Here is a 14,615-nt window from a genome sequence, read left to right as displayed (position 1 = left end):
GTGGATTGTACCGTGAGACTCGTTAAACGCGCGTAACAGAGAGTCTTTCCAAGGTGGGTAAAAGTTCATCAAGTTTTCGAAGGCTGAAGTCGGGTTTGACGCGGTGCATTTCCTCATTCGTAAATTGCGCGCGGCGCATGATCCAGATTGTTTTCATGTTCACTTGTTTCGCGCCGTGTATATCCGCTTCGAGACTGTCGCCGATCATTACCGCTTCATTGGGCGGGATGTTCCATTGGGCGAGCGCGATCTCGAATGCGCGTGGATGGGGCTTGCGATAAAAGCAGGCAGCGGAGGTCAGCACGAAATCAAAATACAGTCGGATGCCAAAGTTTTCGATCAATTGCTGCACATCCTTGTCATCGCCTGCGTTGGAAAAAATCCCCAGTTTAAAGTTGTTTGTTTTGAGCTTTTGGAGCGTTTCAACCGTATCCTTTTCAAGTTGCCAGTTGGTTTGCGTGACGGAATACATCGCGTCCAGTGCGGACCTGATGACTGGTTCGACGACTTCGGCATGTCCCAGTTCCTTGAGAAGTTCGTCCAGAACAAAGTGATACGTGGTTTCATGAAAATCCTTGTCGCGCTGGCTGTAATATTCGTGCAAACGCGCGCGAAAAATTTTCGGTTCGATCTGGATGTCGTGTTCAAGCAGTTTTTCGCCAAGCGCCTGGTCTGCACGCTTGTGGATGGCCTCCCACTCATTGCATGCATGCATGAGAGTGCCCCCAAGATCAAAGAGGAGATGGCGGATTAAAAAGGAGCTCATCAATTTTTGTATACCCCCGATGTCTGTTTACGGAAAGGGGTCATTGGTGGGATATGCGACTTGGGAGGCTATGCTGTGTTCTTAAGATAAATCCCAGTGGGATCAAGTTCTTTGCGCAATATGCTCAATTCCTTTTTTGTGACAGGCTCGGTGGTCCTTAATTCCGCTGTGACCTTCAAATCCCAGCCGGTGTTGGTTTTGGCCTCTTCCACGGTTTTACCGGGATGCAGGGCTGTGAGGATCATTTCGCCGGTTTCATCGGGCTCCAGCATGCCAATGTCAGTGACCACAGCCAGCATGCCTCCGCCTCGCAAGCCGGCGTTCCTGCGATCATCGTTTCCATTGATGAAGCCGGCTGAAGTCATAAATCCAACCTTTTCAGGGAAGCGGCGTTTCTGGTGCGGGGTCATGATATAGCAGCGGTTTGCCCATGCGGCGATTTCCTGCGAGCCGCCGGAGCCGGGCAGTCTGACCTTCGGCTGCGCGTAGTCACCAATGACAGTGGCGTTGATGTTTCCGTATTTATCGATCTGTGCGCCGCCCATGAAGCCCACGTCTACATTGCCACGCTGGAGGTAATTGGAAAAAATGTCATACATGCTCACAACCGAAAGTGCACCGCTGACGAGCGTTGGATCGCCGATGGAGAGGGGCAGACGTTCGGGTTCTGCACCGATGACACCCGCTTCGTAGATCATGACCAGATTGGGGGCGTGGGTTCGCTTTGCAAGGTTGCAGGCGAGGTTGGGTTGCCCCACGCCGACAAAGACTGTATCGCCATCGCGTAACAGGCGCGCGGCGTTGATGATCATCAGTTCGGCGGAGGAGTAGGTGAGTTCGGACATTTTAGTCTCCTGTTTGTAGAGTGGCCTCGCTACGGGCGGGAAAGGCATCCGTCCTACTCGACCAGCCTTGTAATCACAAAATTATCGATTATTTCCGCCACTTCCTGCGGGTGTTCGAGCGGCAGAATATGAGTGGCTTTATTAATCGTGTGAACTTGTATCTTCGGGTTCCTCTTTTTTACAAGTCTTTCGGCATTTGGTAGAAAGGTGTCTGTCTCTGCACCACGGATGATGAGGGCGGGTACTTTGAGGTTTGGTATTCCTCGCCAGAGATCAAAATCGCGGAGGCCGGTCAGGTAAATATGGGTTTCCCATTCGGGTGTGTAGGCAAGCTCGTACCCGCCGTCCGCTTTTGGCTTGGTTATGCCTGCGATGTAGGATTTCAACCCATCATCGCTCAGGTAGCGGAATATGGACTTGGAACGATAACTTCGAAATAAAGCATCAAGGTCATCAAATTCGCGTCTGCGTTTCTTTGCCGCTGGAATCAACGGGTGGGTCTTTTCTCCCAGGCCGATGGCGCGGATGAAATTCCACCCAACTAAGAAGGATGGAGCGAAGAATACGGGGTCAAGCAGGATAATCGCTCGGAATTTCCCTGGGTCGCGAATCGCTGCGCGCAGGGTGACAATGCCTCCAATGGAGTGGCCGACTCCAATGACAGGGCCAACCTCGAGGTCGGCGAGGAGGCGAATAAGATCACCTGAAAGCGGATGCCAGTCGTGTAGTGCTTCGATTGCCGCGCCATCCCACAACGGGCGAAGTTTCATTCCGAAAACATGATATTGTTCTTGTAAAAGTTCAAGGAGCGGCTTGTAACATTCGGGCGGATATCCGTTGGCGTGCAGGAAATGAAGCGGCAAGCCACCCCCGCCGAGATCGAAGTGTGCAATTTTCATTTACGTCAATACTGTCCGTAATTGACCTTTTCGCTGAAACGTACTTTTACCTTAAGGCGTTTGTGCGCTTTACCGCCGATTTTCTTCCAATAAGCATTACGGTCCTTCACGCCAAACACCCACTCATTGAGATACTTTTTCACACTTTCCTTTGATTCGCTGATCTTGTCCCATCCAAGGTAGAACTCATTGTCGCGGTCGTAATATCCCTGTGAGTAGGATGGATGACTTGCAAACGGGACATGACATACCGCGCTGACAACAATGCCGGGAATCATCGTGCGGTTCGGGTCGGACCGTATGACTGATTCGTCCACGATTTCTTCCGCCGTGAGAATGACCTTTTTTGCAGCGAACGCGGCCTCCTTTTGTTCGCCGATGATGCCCCACAAATGCGCATTACCGTTCTTGTCCGCCCGCTGCACATGGACAATCGCCACATCGGGATTCAAGGCCGGTACAACAATCACGTCCTTGCCGCCGTAGGGATCGGGGATTCGTTTGATGTTGGGATTTGCCTTTTCCAAATCCGTTGCGCCCGTTTGATTCATGGGCAGGAACGGCAGACCTGATGCGCCCGCCTGCAGGCGGGTGATCATGCCAAAATGGGAATACTCCTCCCATTCCAGTTCGCCCTTTTCAATGGCAGAGCGGACGATGCGCAGGGAGCCGACACCGGGATTCCCCATGTATGAAAAAATGATTTTTTTTGCGCATCCCGCCGCCGCCATTTGGTCGTAAAGCAAGTCCGGCGTTGCGCGTGCAAGGGTGAGATTTTTTCTGCCCTGACGGATGATCTCGTGTCCTGCAGCGAATGGGATGAGATGTGTGAACCCGGCCGCGTAAACGACATCGCCATCGTTCACAAATTCTGAAACTGCTTTTTTTAGTGGCATCAATTTTGGCATATTATTCTTCATCACTTGTTGGCGGAGCAACACTGCCGCCTTGTCCCTTTTGGTTTTTCCTGAAAACCCCTTTTATTCCTGAAAACCTGCCGGCCGGCGGGGGGGGTGCCTTCCTGCGCCGAAACACCCAACCAATGCCGATCAAGAGCATGGCTATAAAAAGATAATCAAAATCGACCTGATCGGCAAGGTCGGATGTTACAAACAGGATAAATGCGCCTCCCCCCATAACCATAAAGAATGTTCCCACACGGGCAAGGATCGGATCGGGGTTATCCATGTCTCTATTTTACCAAAGGCTTGCCTGTATTTTCCTCAATGAAAAGCCCCTTTTTCCAGCGAGAAGGGGCGGGTGGATAGTGCAAGTTATTTGATGAGCGTTCGGATCTGCTCGTGCATATAAAGCGGGAGATAATAGTGGCCGCCGGCATTCTTGCCGCTGGAGCCGGAGCCTTTCCATCCGCCGAAAGGCTGGAAGCCGGGCCACGCGCCCGTTGTTGCGCCCTGCGGACGATTGGCATAGGTCACGCCTGCCTCGATCTTGTCGAAGAACCAGTCGGTTTCCTCCTGCGAGCCGTAAAAGCCGGCGGTGAGACCGTAGTTTACGTCATTTGCGATACTCATGGCCTCGTCGAGATTTTTCACTTTACCGATGGTGGTGATGGGCAGGAACATTTCGTGTTTCCAAAGCCGATGGGTGAAGGGCAGGTCGGTGACAAAAGTGCTTTCGCAGAAATAGCCCTTGTCAAACAAGCCGCCGGTCTTGACATTACCGCCGACGAGGAACTTGCCGCCGCCCTGATCGGCCTCTTCACAGAAATTCTTGAAATCATGGTAGGACGATTTGTTGATGACTGGACCGTTATAGGTGGCCTTCTCCGTCGGGTCGCCGATGACCAGTTTTTCGGCAGCTTCCTTTAATCGGCTGACCATTTCATCGTAAACAGATTCCTCCACGAGGACGCGTGAAGCGGCAGAGCATTTTTGTCCCTGCAACCCAAATGCCGAGCGGACGATCCCGATGGTGGCGCGTTCCAGATCCGCATTCTTTGAAATGATGACAGGATTCTTTCCGCCGAGTTCAAGGATCACCGGGCGCACATATTTCCCCTTCGCGAAATCCTGGTACATTTTCATGCCGACATCGAAGGAACCTGTGAAGGTAACGCCATCCACTTCAGGACTGTCCACGAGTGCCTGCCCAAGTGTGGAGCCGGGGCCTGTGACAAAGTTCACCACGCCGTCGGGGATGCCCGCATCGCGGAAACAATCCACCAGCAGGCGTACGATCCAGGTTGTATCTGAAGCGGGCTTGATGACAAGTGTATTGCCAGTGACGAGTGCCGCGCCTGCAGGTCCGCCCGTGAGTGCATGCGGAAAGTTGAAGGGGGAAACCACCAGCCATACGCCATAGGGACGAAGCACGGAGACGTTTCGCGCTTCATAACCAACAAGCGGGTCCTTGCCCATCTCAACGATGTAGCCGTCATTCTTTTCCATTTGATGGCAGGAATAATAAATAAGATCGGCGGTTTCCTGCACGTCCCCCAAAGACTCCATGCGATTCTTGCCGACCTCCAGCGCCATTGCCGCGCCCAGTTCAAAAATGCGTTCCTCGATCAGTGAAGCCGCTTTGCGCAGCAGTTCTACACGCTTTTGCCACGGTGTACGGCTCCACATCGGGAACGCCTTGCGTGCCGCCGCCATTGCATCCTGGGCGTGCTTGGCGTTGCCTTTCTGCATCTTCGCCAGCACCCAATCGGTGTTAATGGGGGAGCGGTCTTCCAGCTTTTCATCGGCAAGCACTTCCCTGCCGTTGATGTACATGCCATACTCCACGCCCATATTCTTCTTAAGATTTTCCACCGCCTTGTCGAAACCGGTGTGTAATTCATCGGGCGGGTTGAACATGGTCGCGTAGGTGAGTTTGAAATCTGCCATAGGAATTCTCCTTTTGATGGTATCAGCTGGTCTGTAAATCAAGTATAGCGTAGGATGTACCCTCCGTCAAAGTGGTGAAACGATAATGAGTGTCACAAAAAAACATATAAGCGTATGGTGAATTTTACGTAAGAAGTGGCCAATACAGGGTATCATTTAATCATCGAATAGGAGAATTATGATCAAACCCCGCCTCTTTTTTTGGACCTTTGGCCTGTTTGCCGTTCTAATGTTATCTTCCTGCGCCTCGGCTGAGACTGTGCCTGCCGTTGTCCCGACAGTGGAAGCCATCCCTGCCACCGCCGCCCCTGCCGACTCGGTCAGTACTCCCGCCGCGACTGCAGATTCTCCCGCCCAAATTGCGGATGTGCAAGCCGTGCCCACCTCCCGCGGACCTGACCTGCACGCCAGTGACCCGGCCACTGTGTCGCTGGCATCCGGTGAATTGCAACTTGTTGAGTTTTTCCGCTTTACCTGAGGTACATGCCGTTCAATGGCGTCCATGGTTCATGGACTCGAAGTGGAATACTGGGGCAGGGTCACATTCACCTATCTCGATGCAGACGATCCCAACACGGTCGCCTTCCAGCGGGAACTCGGATTTTATTACCAGCCCGAGTTCTATCTCTTGGACGGAAACGGGAGATTGATCAAAAAACTTATTGGATTCGTCTCGGAAGATGAATTCAGAAGTTTATTCGATGCAAACTTGCAGTAATGGAACCGCCCGCCGTTTCAGGCGGGCGGTTCTTATGCAGGCCCTTGACTTTCAACTATTTGCAAACCAATTTCTTTGTCCGCCTAATTCGCGACAATGAGATTGCTCACGATATTGATAAAGATCTCGAAAAGGATCAACAGAAATGGGGAAACCAGTGTTGCCGTTAACCTGTACACCGTCGTGCCCTGGAACGGCCAATCACGGGCGTGTGAAACGGATTGGATGGTCTTTTCCAGTTGCGCCAGAGATGCGGCCTCCTTTGTATAGGCGGCAAGGCTGTCACTCTTCCCGAGTTTATTGTACAACCTTTGTGACTCTTCCTGAAAATCGTAATGAAGTTTATCCAGCATGATGTTCTTGATCCTGGACATGCGCTTCTGTGCCTCCCAGAGCGGCAGGAAGAAGCTTGCGGGGGCAACAATGAAATACAACGTAACGTAGATGGAGTACTCCAGGATGGGTGGATTGATGAATAACGGCTGCAATCCCAGATTCAAGGCGATGATCGCGCCGACGCCGACGAATTCAAGCGCAAAATTCTTAATACTGCGGAACACTTCAAGGCGGTCGGAATCCAAGGTCAGGGGCAGGTCTGCCCGCTCGAAGAGCGAGTTTAAGACAAGGGAGGCTGCAATATGGCGGCAGGTGGAGACGCCGATGCAGTAAAACGCAAGAAAACGGATGAATTGAACGAAGAGGATCTCGAACCAGTTGGCGCTGTACCAATACTCGCCAAAATATTGGACGCTATATGAAACCCCAAGCCCCGCGCCGAGCACTCCAAATAGTCCGCCGATGATCCACCAGATTTTGCCTGCATGGGTTGCCGCAATTTTGTCCAGATGGAACAGGTATGTTTGATCTTCCCCGCGCAAGTACCTTAAGACACTGTTGTATGTGCGCAGGATGCTTTTGGGCTGTTGGACGTAGAAATAACCCGCGGCGGGGAATACAAGGATGATGTTGATCAGATTGACCCCATCGATTTCAAGCGGATAGCCCCACAGGCGGGGCAGGACCGCAGCGTACAGGATGCCGCTGACGATAAAGAACAGCGCCATCACAACAGGCTTGAGCTGCAATCGATTCACTGCAAACCTGCCCAGCGGATCGGAACCGTGTATGTCCTTAATGGTCAATTCCCTTGAAGGCATTCGTTGTTCGATCCTTTATTTGCGTGTGGAATTATTTCGCGACATGCAAAAGAGTGCGGATAGAACGTGTCCGCACTCTTTTGCATCCAAATGGTTTTACACCGCTTTGGTGCCGTACTTCTTCGCGTCATCAATGGCTTTCTGCACGTTCACAAACGGCAGCAGGATCAAGCCCATGATGAAGAAGAAGATCAGCGAGAGGATGGCAATGCGCAGGTCTCCAAATATCTGGTTTGCGAGACCGAAGATTAAAGGCCCGATCCACGACGTACCACGTTCACTGACCTCGTAGAATGAGAAGAACTCGGCCTCCTTGCCGTTGGGGATCATCTGCGCAAACAGACTGCGGCTGATCGCCTGTGACCCGCCCATCACGAGGGCAATGAATCCTCCAAGGATGAAGAATTCAAGCACGCGTCCCTCACCTCTCAAGCCGCCGTATGCGTAGATCACAACTCCGGACCAGATCACGAGACTGACAATGACCGATTGTTTTGCGCCGATCCAGCCTGCCAGCTTGCCCCAGAACAATGCCCCAAAGAACGCCACGAACTGGATCATCAGGATGACAGCCGTCAGCGTGGTCTGATCGAGTTCGAGCCCGCCCTGGATGAGAGGCGCGGCCGCAAATGTCGCAGCGACAGCGATCACGGTCTGAATGCCGTCGTTGTAGAGGAAATATGCCAGCAGGAATTTCAGGGTTTCAGGGAAATGTTTTACTTCGCGGAAGGTCTTTGCCAGCTGTTTGAAGCCAATGCTTGCATAAGTGTCACCCGCAGGTAGGGCGCGTGCCGCGCGGCGGGAGCGCAGTCGCGACCATGTCAGGAATGAGAAACCCAGCCACCACAGACCGGCGGATGCGAGATTAATGCGCACTGCAATGGAACTGGGCACGCCGATGTCTTCACTAAAGATGAAGAACGCGAGATTGAGCGCGAGTAAAATACCTCCGCCCAGGTATCCCATTGCCCATCCATAGGAGGATACGCGGTCTCTTTCATCCTCGCTGGCGATATCGGGCAGGTATGCGTTGTAAAAAACGATTGCCGCGCCGAAGGACAGGTTCGCAACAATGAAGAGCAGACCGCCCAGCCACCATAAATTCCCGGTGACCAGGAACATCAGGATCGTGGCGACAGCCCCGATGGTCGCAAAAAGCTGCATCATGCGTTTCCTTAAGTGCGAATAATCCGCAATGGCACCAAGGATTGGCAGGAACAAAACCTGCATTCCGACCGAAAACGAAATACAATAAGGCAGAAATGAATCAGGTGCGACAGGGATTCCAAAAAAGGAGGCAGTGCTCGTCCCGGCTGCTTCCGCCGCGGCGCGTGCCAGCGATGCGACGTACGGTCCCAGAAATACGGTTCCCACCGTGGTGCTGAAGGCTGAATTCGCCCAGTCGTACATTGCCCAGCCGAAGATCTCTTTTTTGTCGTTGACCATTGGTATTTCTGTTGCCATAACTCCTCCATGCAGTGAACAGGATGCTAGCCGGAATACGCGCCAGTATAAGGAGTTTTGCCCCATGTGTAAAGAAGCAAAGGTAAAGGAATTGTACATGGATTCCCCGCCTCTTTCTTGACCCTCGACCTGCTACGCGCTACAATGCATTTCCTATGCCCCACCCTTCGTCATCGCGAGGAGCCCATACGGGCAATGCGGCGGTCCCTATGCAGGTGGGATTGCCGCGGGCTATCGCCCTCGCAATGCCATTGTGAATCCCATGTTTGAAACCCTGACTGGACGCCTCAACCAAATTTTCGATGGACTTCGCCGCCGCGGCAAACTCTCCGAAGCGGATGTGGATGCCGCCATGCGCGAGGTGCGCCTTGCACTCCTCGAAGCGGATGTGCACTTCAGCGTGGTCAAATCCTTCATTGCCAAAGTGCGTGAGCGTGCCGTTGGCGCGGAGGTATCGAAGGCGCTCAACCCCGGACAACAGGTCATCAAGATCGTCAATGAAGAATTGGCAGGCACATTGGGTGAACCTGCCCCGTTGAATTTGACGGGACCCAAGCCGCGCGTGGTGATGCTGGTCGGTTTGCAAGGCGCGGGCAAGACGACTGCTGCGGGAAAACTGGCGCGCCTGATGAAATCCAAAGGCGAGCGCGTTCTGCTCGTCGCCGGGGACCCGTATCGCCCTGCTGCGATCAAACAATTGCAACAGCTTGGCGAACGGCTGGATGTGGACGTGGAAGCGGATACGTCCGTCTCGCCGCCGCAGCTTGCGAAGCGGGCATTGGACAAGGCTGAAAAGGGTGGATTCAGCCTGATGATCGTAGACACAGCCGGACGGTCCCAATTGGATGCGGAGTTGATGGATGAATTGAAATCCATTGCTGCGAATATCAATCCTGTGGACATCCTGCTCGTCATCGATTCGATGATCGGTCAGGAGGCGTTGAATATCGCCCAGGGATTCAAGGAAGCCATCGATCTTTCCGGACTCATCCTCACAAAAATGGACGGCGACTCGCGCGGCGGCGCGGCGATCTCCATCCGCTCGGTGACGGGCGTGCCGATCAAGTTCATTGGTACCGGCGAAAAACTGGATGCGCTTGAAACGTATGACCCCGCACGTTTGTCGTCGCGCATTTTGGGCATGGGCGACATGATCGGCTTGATCGAAAAAGCCGAAGCGGTGTTCGATCAGCAGACTGCTGAGAAGCAGGCGCAGAAGATGATGACGGGCGGCTTCTCGCTGGAGGACTGGCTCGATCAAATGAAACAGATGAAAAAAATGGGACCGCTCTCGCAAATTATGGATATGCTGCCCGGGCAGATGGGCCAGGCGGCGCGGGGTGTAGACCCGTCAACAGTGGAGAAATCCTTCAAACAGTCCGAAGCCATCATCAATTCGATGACGATCAAGGAGCGGCGCAATCCTGATATTTTGAATGCGTCCCGCCGCCGGCGAATCGCTTCCGGTGCCGGCATGCAAGTTCAGGATGTGAACCGCCTCATAAAACAATTCCGTGAAGCACAGAAAATGATGAAGATGATCCAGAAAACCGGCGGCAAGGGCCTGGGGAAGATGTTTGGGTAGGCACTGGCAACAGGGAAAATCATGAACCTCCTTCACCGAAACCGCACCACCTTGCTCGATCTATTTGTATCGTTTCTTCTCATTGCCTGCACAATCTTCTATGCGGCTCGGTATGTGGATTTTGCCATCCCGCCGTTTGAGGATGCCGCCATGCTCATGCGCTATGCCCAGCATCTCGCCGGCGGCCATGGAATTGTCTGGAACATCGGCGAACATCCCGTGGATGGCGCCACTGATTTTCTCTTCATGGCCGCATCCGCCGCGCTTATCAAACTCGGCTTCACTGTCGGTCAGGCTGTGCGCGGCATCGGCTTTGCCTCGCATATCTTCACCATCATCATCATCTATTGGGTGAACCGGCGCATTCATAACGGCACCATCCCCTTTTCTTTCATAAGCGGGCTTTATCTGGCCGTTGGAACGGGCCTCTCCTACGTGTCTGCCTATTTCGGGACGCCGTTCTTTGCCCTCGCCGCCGCCTCCACATGGACCCTCGGCTTGATCCTGATGAAGCAGGAGCATCCCCGCTGGTGGCTTTCACTCGCCTTCGCCCTGAGTGGCCTCGTCACCGGCTTGATCCGCCCCGAAGGCGTCATCCTCGCTGTGTTGATGCTGCTTGCTGTCATCGTCATGCGTGGATTCAAAAATTCCATTTTGATCATTGTTGTGTTTGGCGCAGTCTTCCTGACCCTCGGCGGGGCGTACTTCCTCTGGCGCTGGGATTATTTTGGTTACCCTCTGCCGAATCCGTTTTACAAAAAAGGCGAAGGCGGATGGCAATGGGCGACGTTTGAAGCATCCATTCTGAATACATTGCGATTGTCCCTGCCGGTCGTCTTTGCATTCATCCTCGGTTTTCGCTCCAAAGAGATGATGAAGACAACCCTTGTCCATCTTATTCCCATACTCGGCTTCGCCGCCGCCTTTGGCATGATCTCCGACGAGATGAACTTTGGCGCGCGATTCCAATACGCGACCGTCCCGCTTGCGCTCATGTCCTGGATCCCGCTCGTGCGTGGATTCAAATTCGACTGGCTGAATCAACTTTCCGTCCAGGAAAGAGGCGTGTATCTCGTTGCATTGGCCGGCCTATCCGCGGGTCTCGTCTATTATGCGTGGTTCCAAAATTGCTTCATGGCGTTGCACCAACAAAGATGCGCCACCCCCTACGAGCGTGACGGCCGCCTGGAAATGGCGCGCATGCTTGCGGAATTTCGCAGCAGGGGTTATCTGATCGCCACCACGGAAGCGGGGCTCCTGCCTTATTATTCGGGCTGGGATGCCATCGATACCTGGGGCCTGAACGACCAGTACATCGCGCATAATGGCTTGTCGGTGGAATACCTGGACCGAAACAAACCGCACATCATCATGTTCCATGATTATTATTCGCCGCTCGTCCCGCCACGGTTGACCGAAGCCAACCTCGCCCAGCGCTGGTTCAGCATGACCATTCTGATGAAGACGTATGCCGAGGAGAACGGCTATGTGCTTGCCGCCGTCTTCGGTGACAGTCCTTACGACACGCATTATTATTATGTTCGTTCTGACTTTGAGGATAGTGAACGATTGATTGAACGTATTTCCACATTCCGTAATTATTTCTACCCGACCACGGGCAAACGCTCGATCAATTACGCAAATTTTCTCGAGCCTTAATGCTTGTACCGCCAAGAGTGCCAGGAACGCCAAGTAAATTTTTCTTCGCGTTCTTCGCTCCTTCGCGGTGAGAAAAGGAGAGCCACATGAATGAAACAGCCGAACTTGCCGAAAAACTTAAAATCGAAGGCGAACGCATGGCGCAATTCTTTTCCGAATTGACCGCCGAGCAATGGACGAACGAAGTCTACACCGAAGGGACGACGTGGAGCATCCGCAACGTGCTGGCGCATTTCGTCACTTCCGAACGTGGACTGGTCAAACTCTTCGAGCGGATTCGCACCACCGGCGAAGGTGCGTCAGATGATTTCTCGATTGACCGCTACAACGCCGCCCAGCAGGAAAAGACAAAGGACTTACCGCCCGCCGAGTTGCTGGAACAATACAGGCAGGTCCGCGCGGAGGCGGTGGCGTGGGTGAGCGGCTTGAAGGACGAAGAACTTGATATTAATGGACGGCACCCATTTCTCGGTCAGACCGTCATCCGTGAGATGATCAAGATGCTGTACCTGCATAATCAGTTGCATTATCGCGATGCGAAACGGGCGTTGAAATAATATGTCATTGCGAGGAGCCGCGTTGGTTGAGTGGCAGGCGTATCAAAACCGGCGGGGACGAAGCAATCCCCAGCGGCTTCGTGCATCTTCGTGACACTTTGTGGTTAAAGAGGTTTTTAAAATGCAGCTCCCTCCTTTCAAGCTTGAACGCTACTTCGCCAAATACGAGTTCACTACCGAATTCCTGCTCTGCTCCTCGGACTGTGAAGCCATGCCCATTGCGGACCTGCTTGCCCTCGAAGCCGGCGCGGCGGAGAAATTCCAAAACGTCTGGCTCGGGTATACCGAATCGCGGGGAAGTCCGCCGTTGCGGAAGGAAATATGCAATCTCTACACAATCATTCAACCGGAAGATATTTTAGTGCATACGGGCGCAGGGGAGGCAATTTACCTGTTTATGCATGCCGCCTTCCAAACAGGAGACCATGTCATTGTGCATTCGCCCGGTTATCAATCCCTTGCGGAAGTTGCGCGCGCCGCCGGCTGTGACGTCAGCCCGTGGCTGGCGCGTGAAGAGGGCGGCTGGGCGCTGGACGTGGACGAACTCCGCCAACTTCTGCGCCCAAACACCAAAGGCATTGTTATTAATACGCCGCATAACCCGACGGGCTATTTAATGTCCCGCACGGATTTTGAAGACTTGAACAAATTTGCACAGGAAAATAATTTGATCCTGTTTTCTGACGAGGTGTACCGCGAATCGGAATATAACCCCGCGGATAGACTCCCCGCCGCCGCGGACTATGGCGACCATGCTGTCTCGCTCGGCGTGACCTCGAAGACCTATGGACTGGCAGGCTTGCGCATCGGATGGATTGCGACGAAAAATAGAAGTGTGTACGAAAAGATGGCGTCGCTCAAAGACTACACCACCATCTGCAATTCCGCACCCAGCGAGTTCCTCGCGGAAGTTGCCCTGCGTCACCGTGCAAGACTCGCACAGCGAAACCTGGAAATCATCAAAAACAACCTGACCGTCATTGACGACTTGTTCGCCCGCCACTCGTCTTTATTCTCATGGGTTCGTCCGCAGGCAGGCTCGATGGGCTTTCCCAAACTGCTCAAGGGAAATGTCGAAACCTTCTGCGATGACCTCGTCAAGAAGGCCGGCGTGCTCCTGCTGCCCGGCTCGGTCTATGATGATACCCACAACCACTTCCGCTTGGGCTTGGGACGCAAGAATCTCCCGCAGGCTGTTGCGCGCTTGGAAGAATATCTTTCAAAAAATTGACCACCATTTTCCATGATCTCCTATCTCAAACTTTCCCGCCCTCTCCACCTGCTGCTCGCCGCGCTGACCTACCTGCTTGGCGCAAGCATCCCCGCCTATTTGGGCAAGCCCTTTCAGCTTGCGCCATTCCTGCTCGGCTTCGCAGGGATTCTCCTCGCGCAGGCCAGCATGGCGTTGCTGGGCGAGGTCTTCCGTCCGCACAATGAGCCGCTGGTCCCAGGCGAGACTCCCAGACAAAAGGAAACCCTGCGCGGTAACATGCTCCACCTCTCCATCGGCATGATCGCGTCGGTCGCCGTCATTGCCTTCATCATTTATCTAAATCACACGCTGTCCCTTTCTTCTTTTCTATTCCTTCTTTCCTCCATCGTTCTCATCCTGACCTACTCCATCCATCCCTTCCGCCTCGCGGATCGCGGCTTTGGGGAACTGCTCCTTGCCCTGCACATTGCCTATGTGATCCCTTCCATCGGCTTTCTGCTCCAGGCGGGGGAAAATCATCGCCTGCTTGCCGTCCTTGCGATTCCGCTGACTTCGCTGGCCCTCGCCTATTTTTTGATCATCAACTTCGCCGCGTTCAAAGGCGACGAAAAATATCAACGTGGCACGCTTCTCCGCTTCCTCACTTGGGAACGTGCCGTGCCGCTCCATCACGTTCTCGTCGCGTTCACGTATGTCATGTTTGCCCTCACGCCGTTGCTTGGCTTTTCCAGCGAGCTTATCTGGCCAGCCTTCCTCACCCTGCCCTTCGCTGTTTTTCAGATTCTCCAACTCCGCGCCATCGCTCTTGGCAATCCGCCCAACTGGACGTTGCTCACATCCACAGCCCTCGCCGTCTTCGGGCTGACCACATACTTTTTAACATTGACCTTTTGGCTTCGATAA

Annotated in this window: 15 protein-coding genes; 7 read left to right on the top strand and 8 right to left on the bottom strand. The window is 53.5% G+C overall.

The annotated features are described in order from the left end of the window. Positions 1-22 precede the first annotated feature (22 nt). From QY332_12775 to QY332_12750, 6 genes are all read right to left on the bottom strand, one after another. Positions 23-766, bottom strand: a complete 744-nt coding sequence (locus tag QY332_12775; protein WKZ34487.1) for an HAD family hydrolase — start codon at positions 764-766, stop codon at positions 23-25. 68 nt (positions 767-834) lie between these two features. Beyond that, a complete protein-coding gene (locus QY332_12770) occupies positions 835-1,611 on the bottom strand; it encodes a CoA-transferase (GenBank protein ID WKZ34486.1) in 777 nt (258 codons plus the stop codon). 53 nt (positions 1,612-1,664) lie between these two features. Beyond that, positions 1,665-2,510, bottom strand: coding sequence for an alpha/beta hydrolase (locus QY332_12765; GenBank protein WKZ34485.1), 846 nt, complete (start codon positions 2,508-2,510; stop codon positions 1,665-1,667). 5 nt (positions 2,511-2,515) lie between these two features. Then, positions 2,516-3,418 carry a CoA-transferase gene (locus QY332_12760; GenBank protein ID WKZ34484.1) on the bottom strand — a complete coding sequence of 301 codons (903 nt, stop codon included), beginning with the start codon at positions 3,416-3,418 and terminating at the stop codon, positions 2,516-2,518. 1 nt (position 3,419) lies between these two features. Next, positions 3,420-3,698 (bottom strand): hypothetical protein, encoded by a 279-nt coding sequence (locus QY332_12755; protein WKZ34483.1) that lies wholly within the window; start codon positions 3,696-3,698, stop codon positions 3,420-3,422. Between the two features lie 86 nt (positions 3,699-3,784). Beyond that, positions 3,785-5,359: an aldehyde dehydrogenase family protein gene (locus tag QY332_12750; GenBank protein ID WKZ34482.1), complete on the bottom strand. Its 1,575-nt coding sequence runs from the start codon at positions 5,357-5,359 to the stop codon at positions 3,785-3,787. Between the two features lie 178 nt (positions 5,360-5,537). Between QY332_12750 and QY332_12745 the strand changes: the two genes are divergently transcribed. Both QY332_12745 and QY332_12740 read left to right on the top strand, forming a co-directional pair. After that, positions 5,538-5,837 (top strand): hypothetical protein, encoded by a 300-nt coding sequence (locus tag QY332_12745; GenBank protein WKZ34481.1) that lies wholly within the window; start codon positions 5,538-5,540, stop codon positions 5,835-5,837. Positions 5,838-5,852: 15 nt separating this feature from the next. Beyond that, the gene (locus QY332_12740; GenBank protein ID WKZ34480.1) at positions 5,853-6,077 is read left to right on the top strand and encodes a hypothetical protein; all 225 of its coding nucleotides are present in this window, start codon (positions 5,853-5,855) and stop codon (positions 6,075-6,077) included. An 83-nt stretch (positions 6,078-6,160) separates the two neighbouring features. Here the strand turns inward: QY332_12740 and QY332_12735 are convergent, their stop codons facing one another. Further along, a complete protein-coding gene (locus QY332_12735) occupies positions 6,161-7,234 on the bottom strand; it encodes a hypothetical protein (GenBank protein ID WKZ34479.1) in 1,074 nt (357 codons plus the stop codon). Between the two features lie 96 nt (positions 7,235-7,330). Beyond that, positions 7,331-8,698, bottom strand: coding sequence for an MFS transporter (locus tag QY332_12730; protein WKZ34478.1), 1,368 nt, complete (start codon positions 8,696-8,698; stop codon positions 7,331-7,333). 262 nt (positions 8,699-8,960) lie between these two features. Between QY332_12730 and ffh the strand changes: the two genes are divergently transcribed. The 5 genes from ffh to QY332_12705 all read left to right on the top strand — a co-directional run bounded on the left by ffh (position 8,961) and on the right by QY332_12705 (position 14,615). Beyond that, positions 8,961-10,283: a signal recognition particle protein gene (gene ffh, locus QY332_12725; protein ID WKZ34477.1), complete on the top strand. Its 1,323-nt coding sequence runs from the start codon at positions 8,961-8,963 to the stop codon at positions 10,281-10,283. Positions 10,284-10,304: 21 nt separating this feature from the next. Beyond that, positions 10,305-11,942, top strand: a complete 1,638-nt coding sequence (locus tag QY332_12720) for a hypothetical protein (protein WKZ34476.1) — start codon at positions 10,305-10,307, stop codon at positions 11,940-11,942. A gap of 86 nt (positions 11,943-12,028) precedes the next feature. Continuing rightward, on the top strand, positions 12,029-12,499 hold the full coding sequence (locus tag QY332_12715) for a DinB family protein (protein ID WKZ34475.1): 471 nt from the start codon (positions 12,029-12,031) through the stop codon (positions 12,497-12,499). Between the two features lie 121 nt (positions 12,500-12,620). Beyond that, a complete protein-coding gene (locus tag QY332_12710; protein ID WKZ34474.1) occupies positions 12,621-13,730 on the top strand; it encodes an aminotransferase class I/II-fold pyridoxal phosphate-dependent enzyme in 1,110 nt (369 codons plus the stop codon). A 12-nt stretch (positions 13,731-13,742) separates the two neighbouring features. Then, positions 13,743-14,615, top strand: a complete 873-nt coding sequence (locus tag QY332_12705) for a UbiA family prenyltransferase (protein ID WKZ34473.1) — start codon at positions 13,743-13,745, stop codon at positions 14,613-14,615.

It is taken from the genome of Anaerolineales bacterium, assembly GCA_030583885.1.
Taxonomy (GTDB): domain Bacteria; phylum Chloroflexota; class Anaerolineae; order Anaerolineales; family Villigracilaceae; genus Villigracilis.
Note: the sequence above shows the minus strand (reverse complement) of the source record. Positions and strands in the feature narration are given on the sequence as shown.